We start from the raw sequence: 15,402 nt of genomic DNA on the forward strand, positions 1-15,402 counted from the left end.
GCCACCGTCCAGGGTGTTGTTGCCGGCGTTACCGGTGATGATGTTGTTGAGCGCGTTGCCGGTGCCGTTGAGGTTGTTGCTCCCCCACAGCGTCAAATTCTCGAGATTGGTGCCCAATGTGTAGTCGATGGCCGAAATGACCGTATCAATTTCGGTCAGTGAGCTACCGGTTTCAACGATGGTATCGCCGACGTTATCGACGATGTAAGTGTCGTTGCCGGCGCCGCCGGACATTGTATCGGCGCCCGCCCGGCCATCCAGCACGTTGTCCAGACTGTTGCCGACCAGAATGTCATTGAAGGCCGAGCCGATGGCATTTTCAATCTTCGCGCCGAAGGCGATGGCAAGACCATCATTGACCGAGATCTGAGTCGCTGTATTGACGAAGGCCTTGCCGATCTGGCTGTACTGCCCCTCATTGAGGTTCAGTGTGACGGCCGACAGTTGATTGCTTGCGTCGATGGTGTCGTTGCCGCCAGCGTCCCAGATGGTCTCGAAAACCGATTGATCCGATGCCCATTTGTAGACGTTGTCGCCGGTTTGCCAAAGCATGTTGGCACCGTAGAGCTGCTGGATCACAAGGATGTCCAGAACCATCGGCGTCGTTGGCTGATAGGAGTACGTGTTGTTGTAGCTCATCAGGGTGAAATGCGAATCGTCGATCAACGGCGAAATAAGGGTGCTGTTGGTCGGGCTCGCTTCGAACGGGTGCTTCAGGCCCAGCGCATGGCCGATTTCATGGACAAATGTCATGTAGTCATATGTGCCTCGGACAGGGTTCGGGTTATCCGTCACCGGTCCGATCCAGACGTCGCCGGCCAGAGGTTTTTCATCAGGAAAGTAGGCCCACGCGGCCGTTTTTGGGTCCATGCCGGCGTAGCCGCCAAAACGCAGGTCGCCAGCGCTGCCGTTAATGTCGCTGATCAGCGTGAATTTGATGTTCGCTACTGCGCTCCAGGCATTGAGTGCACTGGTCACGGCGGTTTGTTGTGCACTGGTCAGGGCATAGCTGTTGAGAAATTCGTTGTCCGGACTGTAGCCCTTGGCGAAGTACGACTGGCCGGGGGTGACAAAGCTGTAGGTCAGTCGGGTCGAGAAGAAATCGCTGCCACCAAAGTCCGGGCTCAGCCACTGTGTGCCAAAGATCAGGCTGTCTGCCTGGGCATTGCCGGTAAGAAACGAAGGCCTGGTGAGCACATAACCTGTTGGTGACGACATTGCGAGATCCTGAGTGGGGGCGGCCTTCCTGAATATGGCCACTTCAATAAACAATTTTGTACCAAGAGCAGCGTCAATTGATATCAGTACGCCACTATTTTTTTGTCAGTGGCGCCAGAAAAATGACTCAGCCCTGTATCGGTGCGCCGGCATGAAACTGAAGTTCGGCAGGCTGGTATCCTGTCGGAAATCGAAATTCAGGAGCTCTCGATGAATGTCCCGGCCACTAAGCTCATCCGCGAAACATTTCCCGTCGGCCCGCTCCAGTGCAACTGCACGATCATCGGTGACCCGATTACAAAAAAAGCCATTGTTGTCGACCCGGGCGGCAACCCCGACCTGATCATGGCGCGTCTCGATGCGCTAGGCCTCAAAGTGGTGAGCATCATCCACACCCACGCACACCTCGATCACTTTCTCGCTTCCGGGCAGATGAAGGAAAAAACCGGCGCGACCCTGCATCTGCACAAGGAAGATCAATTCCTCTGGGACAACCTGGAGATGCAGTGCCAGATGTTCGGCGTGCCTTACGTGCCGGTGCCATCGCCAGATCGCTGGTTGAGCGACGATGAGGAGTTGGCCTGTGGCTGCGGCGTGGCGCTGCATACGCCGGGGCATACGCCAGGTTCCATGAGCTTTTGGTTTTCCGAGGCTAAGCTGTTGATTGCCGGCGACACGCTGTTTCGTCGCGGTGTAGGGCGCACGGATTTGTGGGGCGGCGATCAGGCGACCATCGTGCGCTCGATCAAGCAACGGCTGTACACCCTGGACGAAGACGCCACGGTTGTGACCGGCCATGGTCCGGATACGCGTCTGGGCGATGAAATGCGCGAGAACCCGTTTGTGCGTGCCTAAATATTTTGTCACGGGTTGTCGGCGGAATTTTTCGGCATTGTCATGATCCAACGCCCGCACAGGTCCATTGCCAAATGGCCGCCATAGAATGCAAAAGTAGGAGCTTTCCATGTTCACCACGCGTCGTTTGATTATTGTCGCTACTGCCGTGGCCGTGCTGTCCGGCTGCGCCTCGCCCAACCCGTATGACAATCAGGGCCAAGCCGACGGTGGCTCGCAAGGCATGAGCAAAACCGCCAAGTACGGAGGCCTCGGTGCACTCGCCGGCGCACTGGCCGGTGCCGCCATCGGTCACGACAATCGTGGCAAGGGCGCGTTGATCGGCGCTGCCGTGGTAGGTGCCTCGGCAGCCGGCTACGGTTACTACGCCGACCAGCAAGAGAAAAAACTGCGCGCGAGCATGGCCAACACCGGTGTTGAAGTGCAGCGCCAAGGCGATCAGATCAAGCTGATCATGCCGGGCAATATCACCTTCGCCACCGACTCGGCGAACATCGCTTCCAGCTTCTACCAGCCGCTGAACAACCTCGCGGGCTCGCTGAAGGAATTCAGCCAGAACCAGATTGAAATCGTCGGCTACACCGACAGCACCGGCAGCCGCCAGCACAACATGGACCTGTCGCAGCGTCGTGCGCAGAGCGTGGCGACCTACCTGACCTCGCAAGGCGTCAGCGGTGCCAACCTGTCGGCCCGTGGCGCCGGCCCAGATAACCCGATTGCCAGCAACGGTGACGTCAATGGCCGGGCGCAGAACCGTCGGGTCGAGGTCAACCTTAAGGCGATCCCGGGGCAGCAGTATGGTGGTCAGCAGCAACAGCAGCCGGGCACGGTTCAGCAGTATCCGTAAACGATTGCCCGTATGAAGAAATGCCCGATCCGGTGATCGGGCATTTTTTTGTGTGGCCGGTTATGGCCTCATCGCGAGCAGGCTCACTCCTACAGGGGAATGCATTTCAAAATGTAGGAGTGAGCCTGCTCGCGATGGCGATCAAATCGGCCCCACAAAACTATCAGATACAAAAAAGCCCCCGGACACTTCACTGTCCGGGGGCTTTTGTTTGCAGCGAAGGCTGATTACTTCTTCAGACCATAATGCTCATCGAGCATTCCCGGTGCATTCGGGGTTTTCGGTGCGTAGTCGCGCGGCGGCTCTTGATCGCGCGGTGGCGTCAGGCGTTCGCGCGGGGTCTGTACCGCGTCGGCGTGCAGCGCGGCGATCAGGCGTTGACGGGTCTGCTCGTCCAGGGCCAGACGGTTGGCGCCCTCGGCGAGATGATCCTGCACTTCCTGATAGCTCTGGGTCAGTTTCTTGACCAGCGTCGCGGTGCTGTTGAAGTGGGTGACCACTTCGTTTTGATAACTGTCGAAACGCTCCTGGATATCATCCAGTTGACGCTGCGTGCGGCTCGGCGCGGCGCTTGGCACAACGCGCGCGATCAGGAATCCAATGGCGACACCCACAACCAGGGCAAGAGTCGGTAACAACCAAACTAAGAGCGAGTGTTCCACGAGTCCTTCCTCTATAAACGGCTTTGCTTTACGTTAACGGCTCGAACCTGCGCTGTATACCGCGATTCACTCGCAATAGATTGGCACAGACAATTTGCTAGACGAGTCGACCCGATTCGAGGTCACGGAGTTCCTTCCTTGCTGATGCGTGAAACCCCTGTAGTGATTGCCGGCCCAGTCGGCCAAATCGAAGCCTTGTACCTCGACAATGAGCAGCCGCGCGGCATCGCGCTGATCTGCCATCCGAACCCGGTGCAGGGCGGCACCATGCTCAACAAGGTCGTCTCGACCCTGCAGCGCACCGCGCGCGACGCCGGCCTGATTACCTTGCGCTTCAACTATCGCGGCGTCGGCGCCAGCGAAGGTTCGCACGACATGGGCACCGGTGAAGTCGACGATGCCCAGGCGGCTGCGGCATGGCTGCGGGAAAAACACCCGGATCTGCCGCTGACCCTGTTCGGTTTTTCCTTCGGCGGATTTGTTGCTGCAAGTCTCGGCGGTCGTCTCGAAGCCCAGGACGTGCAGCTGAAACATCTGTTCATGGTCGCGCCGGCGGTCATGCGTCTGGGCGAGCAGGATCAACTGCCGCAGCAGGGCGAACTCACCTTGATCCAGCCGGAAACCGACGAAGTCATCGAGCCGCAGTTGGTTTACGACTGGTCGGAAAAACTCCAGCGCCCCCATGAGCTGTTGAAAGTGGCAGAATGCGGACACTTTTTTCATGGCAAGCTGACCGATCTCAAGGATCTGATCCTGCCGCGTCTCTCGAATTGATTGCAGTCTGACAAGCGATTACCCATGACGAACCGTACCCGTATCCTCACCGGCATCACCACCACCGGCACCCCGCACCTGGGCAACTACGCCGGCGCCATCCGCCCGGCGATCCTTGCCAGCCGCGACAGCAATGCCGATTCGTTCTACTTCCTGGCCGACTACCACGCCCTGATCAAATGCGATGACCCGCTGCGCATCCAGCGCTCGCGTCTGGAAATCGCCGCGACCTGGCTGGCCGGTGGTCTCGATGTCGACCGCGTGACGTTCTATCGCCAGTCCGACATCCCGGAAATCCCTGAGCTGACCTGGCTGCTGACCTGCGTCGCCGCCAAGGGTTTGCTCAACCGTGCGCACGCCTACAAGGCCTCGGTGGACAAGAACGTCGAAACCGGTGAAGACCCGGATGCCGGCATCACCATGGGCCTCTACAGCTACCCGGTGCTGATGGCCGCAGACATCCTGATGTTCAACGCGCACAAGGTGCCGGTCGGTCGCGACCAGATTCAGCACGTGGAAATGGCCCGCGATATCGGCCAGCGCTTCAACCACTTGTTCGGTCAGGGCAAAGAATTCTTCACCATGCCCGAAGCGCTGATCGAAGAAAGCGTGGCGACATTGCCAGGCCTCGACGGTCGCAAGATGTCGAAGAGCTACGACAACACCATCCCGTTGTTCTCCAGCGCCAAAGAAATGAAGGACGCGATTTCGCGGATCGTTACTGACTCGAAAGCGCCAGGCGAAGCGAAAGATCCGGACAACTCGCACCTGTTCACCCTGTTCCAGGCGTTCGCCACGCCAGCGCAGGCTGACGAATTCCGTAGCGAACTGCTCGGTGGTCTGGGTTGGGGCGAGGCGAAGAGCCGTTTGTTCCAGTTGCTCGACAACGATCTCGGCGAAGCGCGCGACAAGTATCACCAGTTGATCGAGCGCCCGGCTGATCTGGAAGACATTCTGCAAATCGGCGCCAAGAAGGCCCGTGCTGTGGCCACGCCGTTCCTCAACGAACTGCGCGAAGCGGTTGGCCTGCGTTCGTTCGTCAATCAAGTTCAGGTTGCCGCAACCACCAAGAAGAAAGCCGCGAAAGCCGCACGTTTCGTCAGCTTCCGCGAAGACGACGGTAGCTTCCGCTTCCGTCTGCTGGCGGCCGATGGCGAGCAATTGCTGCTGTCGCGTAACTTCGCTGACGGTAAAACCGCTGGTCAGGTGACCAAGCAACTGCAATCGGGTCAAGCGCTGGACCTACGCAGCGAAGACCTGAGCTTCAGCGTCTGGCTGGAAGGCGAGTGTGTCGGCGACAGCCCGGCGTTCGCCGACGGTGCTGCGCGGGACGCGGCCATCGAGGCGTTGCGCATTGCGCTGACCCCGGTTCAGGACTAATCGGCGGCACGGTCCGACCAAGGGCCGATTGCCATTCCCACGGGCCGTCGCTACAGTGACGGCCCGTTTTTGTTGCCTTGCTAACGAATTATGACGCCCCTAGAACGATACCAAGCTGATCTGAAACGCCCGGACTTCTTCCATGACGCCGCGCAGGAAACTGCTGTGCGTCATTTGCAGCGTCTGTACGACGATCTGATCGCCGCCGATCAAAACAAGCCGGGACTGCTGAGCAAGCTGTTCGGCAAGAAGGATCAGACGCCGGTCAAGGGCCTGTATTTCTGGGGCGGCGTAGGTCGCGGCAAAACTTACCTGGTCGACACCTTCTTCGAAGCGCTGCCGTTCAAGGAAAAGACCCGCACCCACTTCCACCGCTTCATGAAGCGCGTGCACGAAGAGATGAAGACCCTCGGCGGCGAGAAAAACCCGCTGACCATCATTGCCAAGCGTTTCTCCGACGAGTCGCGGGTGATCTGCTTCGATGAGTTCTTCGTCTCCGACATCACCGACGCGATGATTCTCGGCACGTTGATGGAAGAACTCTTCAAAAATGGCGTGACCCTGGTCGCGACCTCGAACATCGTCCCGGACGGTCTGTACAAGGACGGCCTGCAACGCGCGCGCTTCTTGCCAGCCATCGCGCTGATCAAGCAGAACACCGAGATCGTCAACGTCGACAGCGGCGTCGACTACCGTCTGCGTCACCTCGAACAAGCGGAGCTGTTCCACTTCCCGCTCGACGAAGCGTCCCACGAAAGCCTGCGCAAAAGCTTCCGCGCGCTGACACCGGAATGCACTGCAGCGGTCGAAAACGATGTGCTGATGATCGAGAACCGCGAGATTCGCGCCCTGCGTACTTGCGACGACGTGGCCTGGTTCGACTTCCGCGAACTGTGCGACGGCCCGCGTAGCCAGAACGACTACATCGAACTCGGCAAGATCTTCCACGCCGTGTTGCTCAGCGGTGTCGAGCAGATGAGCGTCACCACTGACGACATCGCTCGCCGCTTCATCAACATGGTCGACGAGTTCTACGACCGTAACGTCAAGCTGATCATTTCTGCTGAAGTCGAGCTGAAGGATCTGTACACCGGCGGCCGCTTGAATTTCGAATTCCAGCGCACGCTGAGCCGTCTGCTGGAGATGCAATCGCACGAATTCCTGTCGCGGGCGCACAAGCCTTAAGCGGATTTCGGCAAATAAAAAGGGCCTGCAATTGCAGGCCCTTTTTTATGCGCTGAAGATCAAAAGATCGCAGGCTTCGCCAGCTCCTACAGGTGTACGCCATTCTGTAGGAGCTGCCGCAGGCTGCGATCTTGATCGCTCCCACGCTCCGCGTGGGAATGCATACCGTGACGCTCTGCGTCACATTCCGGGGCGGACGCAGAGCGTCCATTGGCAGCATTCCCACGCAGAGCGTGGGAACGATCATCGGGAGGGTTAGGCAGCTTGCTGAAACTGCTGCCGATACTGGTTCGGCGACAGCTCGGTGTGCTGGCGGAACAACCGCGCAAAGAAGCTCGCGTCGTCGTAACCGACCTCATAACTGATGGTCTTGATGCTTTTGCGGCTGCCCGACAACAAGCCCTTCGCCGTTTCGATGCGCAGCCGTTGCAGGTAATGCAGGGGCTTGTCGCCAGTCGCAGTCTGGAAGCGACGCATGAAGTTACGAATGCTCATGCCATGCTCGCGCGCCACATCTTCGAAGCGGAACTTGTCGGCAAAATGCTCTTCAAGCCAATGCTGAATCTGCAGGATGATCACGTCCTGATGCAGCTTCTGCCCGCCAAAACCAATGCGCCCCGGGGAGTAATTGCGCTGCACTTCGTAAAGGATGTCGCGGGCCACGGCCTGGGCGACGTTGGCCCCGCAGAAGCGCTCGATCAGATAAATGTAAAGGTCGCAGGCTGATGTGGTGCCGCCGGCGCAATAGAGATTGTCAGCGTCGGTCAAGTGCTTGTCCTGATTGAGGTGCACCCTGGGGAAGCGCTCGGCGAAGGCATTGAAGAAACGCCAGTAGGTGGTCGCTTCCTTGCCATTGAGCAACCCGGCTTCGGCCAGCCAGAAAACGCCGGTGGCTTCGCCGCACAGTACCGCGCCGCGAGCGTGTTGTTCGCGCAGCCAGGGCAGGATTTGTGGGTAACGGCTGCACAGCGTATCGAAGTCATCCCAGAACGCCGGGAGGATGATGATATCGGTGTTTTCCAGACCGCCGTCCACCGGGATGACCACGTCACTGAAGCTTTTCACCGGTTTGCCGTCGGGGCTGACGAGGCGCGTTTCAAACGCCGGAGTCAGGCCGTGGCCCAGTTGCTTGCCGTAACGCAGGCTCGCCACATGGAAAAAATCCTTGGCTTGCATGAGGGTGAAGGCGAAAACCTGGTCGATCGCCAGGATGCTGACGCGCCGCAAGGGCGTGGAGACTTGCTTGGACATAATTCAACTTTTGTTTTGTTTTTATAAGGGAAAGTGGTCACCAGACGGCTGGATCGTCTTATTTTTTGTCGGATGTGTCCAGTGTCCTGTGTCGGAGGGGAGGCATAGTCTCTGAAGGTCATCTCCCTCCAACAAGAAACAAAGGTGCCGCATGATTCCCAGAACCTTGTTCAGCTCCGAGCACGAATTATTTCGCGACAGCGTACGAACCTTCCTCGAAAAAGAGGCGGTGCCGTTCCATGCGCAGTGGGAGAAACAAGGCCACATCGACCGTAAACTGTGGAACAAGGCAGGGGAGGCGGGGATGCTTTGCTCGCATCTGCCGGAGGAATACGGCGGGTTGGGGGCGGACTTTTTGTACAGCGCTGTGGTGATTGAGGAAGTCGGCCGGCTCGGTCTGACCGGCATCGGTTTCTCGCTGCATTCCGATATTGTTGCTCCTTACATCCTGCATTACGGCAGTGAGGCGCTGAAGCATAAGTACCTGCCGAAACTGGTCTCGGGCGAAATGGTCACGGCCATCGCTATGACTGAGCCGGGTGCCGGTTCCGACCTGCAGGGCGTGAAAACCACTGCCGTGCTCGACGGTGACGACTACGTGATCAATGGCTCGAAAACTTTCATCACCAACGGCTTCCTCGCCGACCTGGTGATCGTCGTCGCCAAGACCGATCCCAAGGCCGGCGCCAAGGGCACCAGTCTGTTTCTGGTCGAGGCCAATACGCCGGGCTTCGAGAAGGGCAAACGCCTGGAGAAGGTCGGTATGAAGGCGCAGGACACCTCGGAATTGTTCTTCCAGGACGTACGTGTGCCGAAAGAAAACCTTTTGGGTCAGGCCGGGGCAGGGTTCGCCTATCTGATGCAGGAACTGCCGCAGGAACGCCTGACGGTGGCGATTGGCGGACTGGCCTCAGCTGAAGCGGCGTTGCAATGGACACTGGATTACACCCGTGATCGCAAGGCCTTCGGCAAGGCAATTGCCGATTTCCAGAACACCCGTTTCAAGCTGGCAGAAATGGCCACTGAAATTCAGATCGGCCGAGTCTTCGTCGACAAATGTCTGGAACTGCACCTGCAAGGCAAGCTCGATGTGCCGACGGCCGCGATGGCTAAATACTGGGGCACCGACCTGCAATGCAAGGTGCTCGACGAGTGCGTGCAGTTGCATGGCGGTTACGGCTTCATGTGGGAATACCCGGTGGCCCGGGCGTGGGCGGATGCGCGCGTACAGCGGATTTATGCCGGTACCAATGAAATCATGAAAGAGATCATTGCGCGGTCGCTCTGATGATCGTTCCCACGCTCTGCGTGGGAATGCCGCCGGGGACGCTCCGCGTTCCGCTGTGGATGCGACGCGGAGCGTCGCGGGATGCATTCCCACGCGGAGCGTGGGAACGATCAGACTGGCCTCTTCGCGAGCAGGTGATCACCGTACCTGTGGGAGCGAGCCTGCTCGCGAAGCTTTTAATGCTCAATCAGGGTGCCGGATTCGGATGATCCTTGTGAATCGCCTCAATCCCTTCCAGCACTTCATCGGAAAGCTTCAGATCGAAACTGGCAATGTTGCTGTCCAGTTGCTCAAGCGTTGTCGCGCCAATGATGTTGCTGGTGACGAACGGTTGCTGGGTCACGAACGCCAGGGCCATCTGCGCCGGGTCCAGACCGTGTTCACGGGCCAGTGCGACGTAACGGCTGCAGGCTGCTTCCGATTGCGCGTTGAAATAGCGGCTGAAGCGGCTATAGAGGCTCAGGCGGCCTTTCGGCGGACGTGCGCCACCTTCGTACTTGCCTGAGAGGAAACCGAACGCCAGCGGCGAATAAGCGAGCAAGCCGCACTGTTCGCGGATGGCGATTTCCGCCAGGCCCACTTCAAAACTGCGGTTGAGCAGGTTGTACGGGTTCTGGATCGACACTGCACGCGGCCAGCCACGGGCTTCGGCCAGTGCCAGGAAACGCATGGTGCCCCACGGCGTTTCGTTGGACAGACCGATGTGGCGGATCTTGCCGGCCTTCACTTGCTCGTCGAGTGCTTCGAGCGTGTCTTCCAGCGGGGTGAGGTTGGCTTCGATCTTGTGCTTGTAGCCCAGTTGTCCGAAAAAGTTGGTGCTGCGTTCCGGCCAGTGCAATTGATACAGGTCGATGTAGTCGGTTTGCAGGCGCTCGAGGCTGGCATCCACTGCGGCGGTGATGTGCTGGCGGTTGTGGCGCAGGTTTTTGTCGCGGATGTAGTCGATGGTGTTGCCCGGGCCGGCGATTTTGCTGGCGAGGATCCAGTCGGCGCGATCGCCGCGACTTTTGAAGTAATTGCCGATGTAGCGCTCGGTGGTGGCGTAGGTTTCGGCTTTCGGTGGCACCGGGTACATCTCGGCGGTGTCGATGAAATTGATCCCCGCTTCCTTGGCGCGTTCGATCTGCGCGAAGGCTTCAGCTTCAGTGTTTTGCTCGCCCCAGGTCATGGTGCCGAGGCAGATTGCACTCACGTTCAGGTCGGTACGGCCTAGCTGGCGATAGTCCATCGGGTGCTCCTTGGGCAAAACAATCATAAAAGCAGGTTGAAATATTTTTCGCAATCTGCATAATTGCCGACCTCTTTCTGCAGTGGAAGTGATGCGCCGCCGCCGAAGAATCTTGCCGTTGAACGGACGCGCCGACCCGAGCCCCCGAAAGCGTCTGTATCCGGCTGCCTTTGACTTGTCAAAGTACGCACTATTCAGTAAGATCCGCCGTCTAATTTACAGGGCGGCCCCTGAGGCTATAAAGAATGAAAACTTTTACTGCTAAACCAGAAACAGTAAAGCGCGACTGGTTTGTCGTCGACGCTGCTGGTCAGACCCTGGGTCGTCTGGCCACCGAAATCGCGAGCCGTCTGCGTGGCAAGCACAAGCCTGAGTACACTCCTCACGTTGACACCGGCGACTACATCGTCGTAATCAACGCTGAGCAGATTCGTGTTACCGGTGCTAAAACCACTGACAAAATGTACTACTCCCACTCCGGTTTCCCGGGCGGCATCAAGTCGATCAACTTTGAAAAGCTGATCGCTAAAGCCCCTGAGCGCGTGATCGAGACCGCGGTTAAAGGCATGCTGCCTAAAAACCCACTGGGTCGCGACATGTACCGTAAGCTGAAAGTCTATGCGGGCGCTGCACACCCACATACTGCTCAGCAGCCCCAAGAACTGAAGTTTTAACGGAATAGTACATTATGTCGGCGACTCAAAATTACGGCACTGGCCGTCGCAAGACCGCAACCGCACGCGTTTTCCTGCGTCCGGGTACTGGTAACATCTCCATCAACAACCGTTCGCTGGAAAACTTCTTCGGCCGCGAAACTGCCCGCATGGTAGTTCGCCAGCCGCTGGAGCTGACTGAGACTGTTGAGAAGTTCGACATCTACGTCACCGTGATCGGCGGTGGTGTAAGTGGTCAAGCTGGCGCAATCCGCCACGGCATCACTCGCGCTCTGATGGACTACGACGAAACCCTGCGTGGCGCTCTGCGCAAAGCTGGCTTCGTTACTCGCGACGCTCGTGAAGTTGAACGTAAGAAAGTTGGTCTGCGTAAAGCGCGTAAGCGTCCGCAGTACTCGAAGCGTTAATTCCGCTTCCACGTTCAAAAAGAACGCCCGCCTCCTCACGGAAGCGGGCGTTTTTTTATGCCTGTGATTTATCAAAGAATTGCGCTGCGACAACTTGCCACTTCCGTAGACCCCCTATACTGCAAGGCTTGAGGGTAAGAGCTCCGGGTAATTCCCTTGTCAGAATTGGGGCTTTTCATTACCATTCGGCAAAATTTTTATAAGTAACATTGATTTATTTAGTAGATGCCTGATTTAACAGGCCACAAAAGCTGATGGGAGAGGACTGAATGAGCAATGACGGCGTGAATGCAGGCCGGCGTCGCTTCTTGGTAGCAGCCACATCCGTGGTGGGTGCTGCAGGAGCGGTGGGGGCTGCGGTCCCGTTCGTGGGGTCATGGTTTCCCAGTGCCAAGGCGAAAGCCGCCGGTGCACCGGTGAAAGTGAATGTCAGCAAGATCGAGCCAGGACAGCAGATGATTGCTGAGTGGCGCGGCCAGCCGGTGTTCATTGTCCGCCGTACTGCGGAAATCCTGGGGAATCTCAAGAAGATCGAGGGCCAACTCTCCGATCCAACCTCCAAAAACTCCACGCAACCCACCTATGTCGACCCTGAAGTGCGATCGATCAAGCCAGAAATTCTGCTGCTGATCGGGATCTGCACACACCTGGGTTGCTCACCGACCTTCCGTCCCGAAGTGGCACCTGCGGATCTGGGCAAAGACTGGGTAGGCGGTTATTTCTGCCCTTGCCATGGTTCCCACTACGATCTGGCTGGCCGCGTCTACAAGTCGCAACCTGCGCCTTTGAACCTGCCAGTTCCCCCGCATTCCTATGAGACCGATGACCTGATTGTCATTGGCGTCGATACGGAGAAAGCGTGATGAGCAAGTTCATGGATTGGGTTGATGCGCGCTTCCCCGCGACCAAAATGTGGGAAGACCATCTCAGCAAGTATTACGCGCCAAAAAACTTCAACTTCTTCTATTTCTTCGGCTCGCTGGCGTTGCTGGTGTTGGTCAACCAGATCGTCACCGGCGTCTGGCTGACAATGAGCTACACGCCGTCGGCGGAAGAAGCCTTCGCCTCCGTTGAATACATCATGCGTGACGTCGAGTACGGCTCGATCCTGCGTCTGCTGCACTCGACCGGTGCTTCGGCATTTTTTATCGTGGTTTATCTGCACATGTTCCGTGGTCTGCTCTACGGTTCGTACCAGAAACCGCGTGAGCTGGTCTGGGTCTTCGGCATGCTGATCTACCTGGCGCTGATGGCTGAAGCGTTCATGGGTTACCTGCTGCCATGGGGCCAGATGTCCTACTGGGGTGCCCAAGTGATCATCTCGCTGTTTGGTGCGATTCCGGTCATCGGTAACGATCTGACTCAGTGGATTCGTGGTGACTACCTGATCTCGGGGATCACCCTGAACCGCTTCTTCGCCTTGCACGTTGTGGCGCTGCCGATCGTGATTCTCGGTCTGGTGGTACTGCACATTCTGGCGCTGCACGAAGTCGGCTCGAACAACCCTGATGGCGTCGACATCAAGAAGCACAAAGACGAAAACGGCATCCCGCTGGACGGCATTGCCTTCCACCCGTACTACACCGTGAAAGACATTGTCGGTGTCGTGGTGTTCCTGTTTATCTTCTGCTTTATTGTGTTCTTCTTCCCGGAAATGGGCGGCTACTTCCTCGAAAAACCAAACTTCGAGCAAGCCAACCCGTTCAAGACACCAGAGCATATTGCCCCGGTCTGGTACTTCACTCCGTTCTACGCAATCTTGCGCGCGATCCCGGACAAACTCATGGGCGTTATCGCCATGGGCGCGGCGATTGCGGTGTTGTTTGTGTTGCCGTGGCTGGATCGCAGCCCAGTTAAATCGATGCGCTACAAAGGCTGGATGAGCAAAATCTGGCTGGTGGTGTTCTGCATTTCGTTCGTCATCCTCGGCATTCTCGGTGTGCTTGCGCCGACGCCGGAGCGAACCTTGCTGTCGCAGGTGTGCACCTTCCTGTACTTCGCTTACTTCATTCTGATGCCGTTCTACACCAGGCTCGAGAAGACCAAAAAGGTTCCGGAAAGGGTGACTGGCTGATGAAAAAGTTATTTTTTGCTCTGATTTTTGCTGCGTTGCCTGTCTTGTCGTTCGCTGCTGAACACGGTGGTCCGGAGCTGGAAAAAGTCGACATTGACGTCTCCGATAAAGCGGCCCTGCAGGACGGTGCGCGTACTTTCGCCAACTATTGCATGGGTTGCCACAGTGCCAAGTTCCAGCGTTACGAGCGCGTTGCCGATGACCTCGGTGTGCCGCACGAATTGATGCTGGAGAAGCTGGTGTTCACCGGTGCGAAGATCGGCGATCACATGACCATCGGCATGCAGCCGACCGACGCCAAGACCTGGTTCGGCGCAGCACCACCGGATCTGACTCTGGTGGCTCGCGTGCGTGGCACTGACTGGCTCTACGGTTACCTGAAGTCGTTCTACGAAGATCCTGCACGCCCTTGGGGCGTGAACAACAAGGTCTTCCCGAACGTCGGCATGCCTAACGTGCTGGTCGGCCTGCAAGGTCGTCAGGTGGTGGGCTGCAAGCAGGTGCAGATCGTTGAAGACGGCAAGAAGCAATATGACCCGCTGACCGGCACGCCGCTGACCCATGAAGCGTGCGATCAGTTGACCATCGTGCCGAAGTCCGGTGCTCTGAACGAAGAGCAGTTCGATGAGAAGGTCAAGAATCTGGTAACCTTCCTGGCTTACTCGGCTAACCCGGTTAAGCTGCAACATCAGCGCATCGGTACTTACGTCTTGCTGTACCTGGCGTTCTTCTTTGTGTTCGCCTACCTGCTCAAGCGTGAATACTGGAAAGACGTGCACTGATACGCTTCAAGCATTGCTGTTAATCGCGCGCGCCCAAGGGCCCCTCCGATAACGTAACGTCTGGCTAGCCAGGCATTGCGGGAGGCGCCCTCTGGGCGCGCGCGTTTTTCCGGTTCCGACAAATTCAACAAGCGAGGAGGATCGCCATGGGCGTGACCAATCGGTTGGCCTGTTACTCCGACCCCGCCGACCACTATTCCCACCGAGTGCGCATCGTGCTTGCAGAGAAGGGTGTCAGCGCCGAAATCATTTATGTGGAGGCTGGTCGTCAGCCGCCTAAACTGATTGAGGTGAACCCTTACGGAAGTCTGCCCACGCTGGTCGATCGTGACCTGGCGTTGTGGGAGTCGACCGTGGTGATGGAATATCTGGATGAGCGTTACCCGCACCCGCCGTTGATGCCGGTTTATCCGGTGGCGCGTGCCAACAGCCGTTTGCTGATTCACCGTATTCAGCGCGACTGGTGTGGGCTGGTGGATCTGATTCTGGATCCGAAAAGCAAGGAGGCCGCGCGGGTCGTGGCGCGTAAGGAATTGCGCGAGAGCCTGACTGGCGTGTCGCCGCTGTTTGCCGACAAGCCGTTTTTCCTCAGTGAGGAACAAAGTCTGGTGGATTGCTGCCTATTGCCAATACTCTGGCGTTTGCCGATTCTGGGTATTGAACTGCCGCGGCCAGCCAAGCCGCTGCTTGATTATATGGAGCGCTCGTTTGCGCGTGAGGCTTTCCAGGCGAGTCTGTCTGGTGTCGAACGCGATATGCGCTAAGGCTTAAGGAGCC

16 protein-coding genes are annotated in these 15,402 nt (G+C 57.8%); 12 read left to right on the plus strand and 4 right to left on the minus strand.

The features are described from left to right. On the minus strand, positions 1-1,272 hold a 1,272-nt coding region (locus ACQ4MY_RS06110; protein WP_440094375.1), incomplete at its 3' end, for a M10 family metallopeptidase. Positions 1,273-1,428: 156 nt separating this feature from the next. Here ACQ4MY_RS06110 and ACQ4MY_RS06115 point away from each other — a divergent pair. Continuing rightward, positions 1,429-2,073: an MBL fold metallo-hydrolase gene (locus ACQ4MY_RS06115; protein WP_440094377.1), complete on the plus strand. Its 645-nt coding sequence runs from the start codon at positions 1,429-1,431 to the stop codon at positions 2,071-2,073. Positions 2,074-2,182: 109 nt separating this feature from the next. Continuing rightward, positions 2,183-2,920, plus strand: coding sequence for an OmpA family lipoprotein (locus tag ACQ4MY_RS06120; RefSeq protein WP_008086951.1), 738 nt, complete (start codon positions 2,183-2,185; stop codon positions 2,918-2,920). 227 nt (positions 2,921-3,147) lie between these two features. Here the strand turns inward: ACQ4MY_RS06120 and ACQ4MY_RS06125 are convergent, their stop codons facing one another. After that, positions 3,148-3,582 carry a YhcB family protein gene (locus tag ACQ4MY_RS06125; protein ID WP_008086953.1) on the minus strand — a complete coding sequence of 145 codons (435 nt, stop codon included), beginning with the start codon at positions 3,580-3,582 and terminating at the stop codon, positions 3,148-3,150. 144 nt (positions 3,583-3,726) lie between these two features. On the opposite strand from ACQ4MY_RS06125, the gene ACQ4MY_RS06130 reads away from it, so the two are divergent. The 3 genes from ACQ4MY_RS06130 (at position 3,727) to zapE (ending at position 6,921) form a co-directional block, all read left to right on the plus strand. Continuing rightward, positions 3,727-4,356 carry an alpha/beta hydrolase gene (locus tag ACQ4MY_RS06130; protein WP_440094379.1) on the plus strand — a complete coding sequence of 210 codons (630 nt, stop codon included), beginning with the start codon at positions 3,727-3,729 and terminating at the stop codon, positions 4,354-4,356. A gap of 24 nt (positions 4,357-4,380) precedes the next feature. Further along, the gene (locus ACQ4MY_RS06135) at positions 4,381-5,736 is read left to right on the plus strand and encodes a tryptophan--tRNA ligase (RefSeq protein WP_440094381.1); all 1,356 of its coding nucleotides are present in this window, start codon (positions 4,381-4,383) and stop codon (positions 5,734-5,736) included. A 90-nt stretch (positions 5,737-5,826) separates the two neighbouring features. Then, on the plus strand, positions 5,827-6,921 hold the full coding sequence (gene zapE, locus ACQ4MY_RS06140; protein WP_053123668.1) for a cell division protein ZapE: 1,095 nt from the start codon (positions 5,827-5,829) through the stop codon (positions 6,919-6,921). 255 nt (positions 6,922-7,176) lie between these two features. Here the strand turns inward: zapE and ACQ4MY_RS06145 are convergent, their stop codons facing one another. Continuing rightward, complete coding sequence (locus tag ACQ4MY_RS06145) at positions 7,177-8,073, minus strand: GlxA family transcriptional regulator (protein ID WP_177323306.1); 897 nt, start codon at positions 8,071-8,073, stop codon at positions 7,177-7,179. Between the two features lie 250 nt (positions 8,074-8,323). Between ACQ4MY_RS06145 and ACQ4MY_RS06150 the strand changes: the two genes are divergently transcribed. Then, a complete protein-coding gene (locus ACQ4MY_RS06150) occupies positions 8,324-9,460 on the plus strand; it encodes an acyl-CoA dehydrogenase family protein (RefSeq protein ID WP_008080270.1) in 1,137 nt (378 codons plus the stop codon). A 187-nt stretch (positions 9,461-9,647) separates the two neighbouring features. On the opposite strand, the gene ACQ4MY_RS06155 is transcribed toward ACQ4MY_RS06150, so the two are convergent. Further along, complete coding sequence (locus ACQ4MY_RS06155) at positions 9,648-10,688, minus strand: NADP(H)-dependent aldo-keto reductase (protein ID WP_008080271.1); 1,041 nt, start codon at positions 10,686-10,688, stop codon at positions 9,648-9,650. A 245-nt stretch (positions 10,689-10,933) separates the two neighbouring features. On the opposite strand from ACQ4MY_RS06155, the gene rplM reads away from it, so the two are divergent. The 6 genes from rplM (at position 10,934) to ACQ4MY_RS06185 (ending at position 15,389) form a co-directional block, all read left to right on the plus strand. Next, positions 10,934-11,362, plus strand: a complete 429-nt coding sequence (gene rplM / locus ACQ4MY_RS06160; RefSeq protein WP_007917032.1) for a 50S ribosomal protein L13 — start codon at positions 10,934-10,936, stop codon at positions 11,360-11,362. Positions 11,363-11,376: 14 nt separating this feature from the next. Then, entirely contained in the window at positions 11,377-11,769 is a 393-nt protein-coding gene (gene rpsI / locus ACQ4MY_RS06165) for a 30S ribosomal protein S9 (RefSeq protein WP_008080273.1), read from the plus strand. A 269-nt stretch (positions 11,770-12,038) separates the two neighbouring features. Next, on the plus strand, positions 12,039-12,632 hold the full coding sequence (petA, locus tag ACQ4MY_RS06170) for a ubiquinol-cytochrome c reductase iron-sulfur subunit (protein WP_003228055.1): 594 nt from the start codon (positions 12,039-12,041) through the stop codon (positions 12,630-12,632). After that, complete coding sequence (locus ACQ4MY_RS06175; protein WP_008080276.1) at positions 12,632-13,843, plus strand: cytochrome b; 1,212 nt, start codon at positions 12,632-12,634, stop codon at positions 13,841-13,843. The genes petA and ACQ4MY_RS06175 overlap by 1 nt, the downstream gene beginning before the upstream one ends. Then, on the plus strand, positions 13,843-14,625 hold the full coding sequence (locus ACQ4MY_RS06180; protein WP_440094383.1) for a cytochrome c1: 783 nt from the start codon (positions 13,843-13,845) through the stop codon (positions 14,623-14,625). Before ACQ4MY_RS06175 ends, ACQ4MY_RS06180 begins: the two co-directional genes overlap by 1 nt. A gap of 146 nt (positions 14,626-14,771) precedes the next feature. After that, positions 14,772-15,389, plus strand: coding sequence for a glutathione S-transferase N-terminal domain-containing protein (locus tag ACQ4MY_RS06185; protein WP_007917025.1), 618 nt, complete (start codon positions 14,772-14,774; stop codon positions 15,387-15,389). Positions 15,390-15,402 lie beyond the last annotated feature (13 nt).

Origin of the sequence: Pseudomonas sp. SM4, from assembly GCF_051913165.1 — a bacterium.
Classification (GTDB): Bacteria; Pseudomonadota; Gammaproteobacteria; order Pseudomonadales; family Pseudomonadaceae; genus Aquipseudomonas.